2 protein-coding genes and 1 pseudogene are annotated in these 2,746 nt (G+C 72.7%); 2 read left to right on the top strand and 1 reads right to left on the bottom strand.

Going from position 1 to position 2,746, the window contains the following annotated elements; translation table 11 throughout:
• Window positions 1-1,216 (bottom strand): annotated as a pseudogene (locus tag C1J01_RS50785) (hypothetical protein); the annotation flags it as partial.
• 181 nt (window positions 1,217-1,397) lie between these two features.
• Between C1J01_RS50785 and cofD the strand changes: the two are divergent.
• Both cofD and C1J01_RS47400 read left to right on the top strand, forming a co-directional pair.
• Complete coding sequence (gene cofD, locus C1J01_RS47395) at window positions 1,398-2,336, top strand: 2-phospho-L-lactate transferase (protein WP_111185649.1); 939 nt, start codon at window positions 1,398-1,400, stop codon at window positions 2,334-2,336.
• Window positions 2,337-2,377: 41 nt separating this feature from the next.
• The coding region (locus C1J01_RS47400; protein ID WP_181449364.1) for a coenzyme F420-0:L-glutamate ligase at window positions 2,378-2,746 on the top strand (369 nt) is incomplete at its 3' end.

Here is a 2,746-nt window from a genome sequence, read left to right on the forward strand (position 1 = left end):
GGCCCGGCGCCGAGGGGGCGGTGTCGGCGGGGGCGTAGGACTGCTGACCGAAGTAGCCCTGGTCGGGCTGCTCCGGCTGGCGCTGGTCCGAGGGGGCGGCGGGCAGCGCGCCCCTGATCGGCTGGTACGGTGCCGGCTGCTGGGGCTGGGGGCTCGGCTCGGACTGCTGCGGGGCGTAGGCGGCCTGGTCGGGCTGGCCGCCGAAGCTCGCCGGCTGCTGCCCGTAGCCGGACTGCTGGGCGGACGGGGGCTGCTGTCCGTAACCCTGGCCGGACGGGGGCTGCTGACCGTAACCCTGACCCGACGCGGGCTGACCGTAGCCCGGCTCCTGGCCCGACGGGGGCTGCTGACCGTAACCGGACTGCTGACCGTACCCGGGCTGGCCGTAAGCGGGCTCCTGGCCCGACGGCGGCTGCTGACCGTACCCAGATTGGCCGTGACCCGGCTCCTGACCGGACGGGGGCTGCTGGCCGTAGCCGGGCTGCTGGCCGGACGGGGGCTGCTGGCCGAAGTCGGCGCCCGGGGTGGCGGGCTGGTTCGGCATGGACTGCTGGCCGTAGGCGCCGGAGGGCTCCTGCTGGCCGAAGGCGGGCTGCGACGGGGGCTGCGACGGGGGCTGCTGGCCGTACGCGGCGGGCTGCTCCTGCGGGCCGCCGTAGCCGGGCTGCTGACCGTACCCCTGCGGGGCCTGCTCGCCGTACGGCTGCTGCTGCCCGCCGAAGAAGCCGGGCTGCTGGCCGAACTGGCCGTGGTAGACCTGCGCGGCGGGCCGCTCGGGCATGACCTGCGGGAGCAGGTAGACCAGGGCGACGGCGGTGAGCGCGAGCGTGGGCAGGCCGAGGAAGAAGTGCTCGATCGTGGCTCTGGCCCCGGCTCCGGAGGCCAGGCCGGCCAGGAGCGCGATCAGGCCGAAGACCGTGGCGATCCCCAGACCGGCCACCGCGCCGTACGCGATCGGCTTGGCCTTGGACGACGGCGAGCCGACCTTGGTGGCCAGCAGCACCGCGCCCAGCAGCAGCGCCGTCACGACCGGGCTCGTCACGCTCGAGAAGTACGTCATCGAGCGTTCCGCGAAGTTCGACGAGCCCGCGAACGGCGACGAGCCGGACGAGCCGATGACGATGTGACCGACCGCCAGCACCACGTTCATCAACCCGGTGACGAGCATGATCCAGGCAGCCGGCTCCTTCAGCCGGGCGACGTCAAGTTTGCTCACGAGAACCCCCATCGGACCCTTTGGTCCGAAGGGAGTTTGCCACAACACTGACTCTCCCGGCGGATGTCCCAGAAACCTCCTACGCACCAAATCGCCACATACTGGGAATTCTTCGCTGACAAAAGAGGCGAAAACCACTCCCAGATCTGGGGTGTCGGGGCCCGGTGAAAGACTGGGCCGCATGCACATCGTGTCACTCGCCGGCGGCATCGGCGGCGCCCGGTTCCTTCGCGGCCTGCGCGCCACCGCGCCGGACGCCTCCATCACCGTCATCGGCAACACGGGCGACGACATCACCCTGTTCGGGCTGCGGATCTGCCCCGACCTCGACACCGTGATGTACACCCTCGGCCACGGCATCGACGAGCAGCAGGGCTGGGGCCGCGCCAAGGAGACCCACGTGGTCAAGGAGGAGCTGGCCGCGTACGGCGTCGAGCCGCAGTGGTTCGGGCTGGGCGACCGCGACCTCGCCACCCACATCGTGCGCTCGCAGATGCTGGAGGCCGGCTTCCCGCTGTCGCAGATCACCCAGGCGCTCTGCACCCGCTGGCAGCCCGGCGTGCAACTGCTGCCGATGACCGACGACCGCTGCGAGACCCACGTCGTCATCGAGGACGAACGCGGCCGTCGGGCCGTCCACTTCCAGGAGTGGTGGATCCGGCTGCGCGCCTCCGTCCCGGCGCGGTCGTTCGCCCTGGTGGGGGCCGACACCGCCAAGCCCGGCCCCGGCGTGCTGGAGGCGATCGAGCGGGCCGACGTGGTCATCCTGCCGCCGTCCAACCCGGTGGTGAGCATCGGGACGATCCTGCAGATCCCCGGCATCCGTGAGGCCCTGCTGCCCAAGACCGTGGTGGGCGTCTCGCCGATCATCGGCGGCGCGCCCGTGCGCGGCATGGCCGACGCGTGCCTGACGGCCATCGGCGTGGAGACCAGCGCGCAGGCCGTCCTGGAGCTGTACGGCCCGGAGCTGATCGACGGCTGGCTGGTCGCCGAGGAGGACTCCGCCGTCGCGCTCGACGACGTCCGGGTGGTGGCCCGCCCGATCCTCATGCACGACGCCGACGCCGCCGCGGACATCGCCCGCACCGCCCTCGACCTCGCCTTGGAGCTCGCCCGATGACCGCAGGAAACGACCGCCCCACCCCCGCGGGAGCAGATCCGATGACCGCGCCGCCCGCCCGGGTCGAGGTGATCGCCGTGACCGGCATCGGCGAGGTGCGGCCCGGCGACGACGTGGCGGCGCTGCTCGGCCACGCCGGCCTGCGCGACGGCGACATCGTCGTCGTCACCTCCAAGATCGTCAGCAAGGCCGAGGGGCGGGTGCGCCACGCGCCCGACCGCACGAGTGCCATCGAGGAGGAGACCGAGCGCGTGGTCGCCAGGCGCGGCGACACCGTCATCTCCCAGACCCGCCATGGCTTCGTCATGGCCGCCGCCGGGGTCGACGCCTCCAACACCGAGCCCGGCACCGTTCTCCTCCTGCCTGAGGACCCCGACGCCTCGGCGCGGCGGATCCGGGCGGGGCTGGGC

Origin of the sequence: Nonomuraea aridisoli (genome assembly GCF_003236395.1) — a bacterium.
Taxonomy (GTDB): Bacteria; Actinomycetota; Actinomycetes; order Streptosporangiales; family Streptosporangiaceae; genus Nonomuraea; species Nonomuraea aridisoli.

Excerpts from the sequence above, each read along its gene's own strand:
- cofD (WP_111185649.1), top strand. The coding sequence starts at position 1,398 with ATGCACATCGTGTCACTCGCCGGCGGCATCGGCGGCGCCCGGTTCCTT.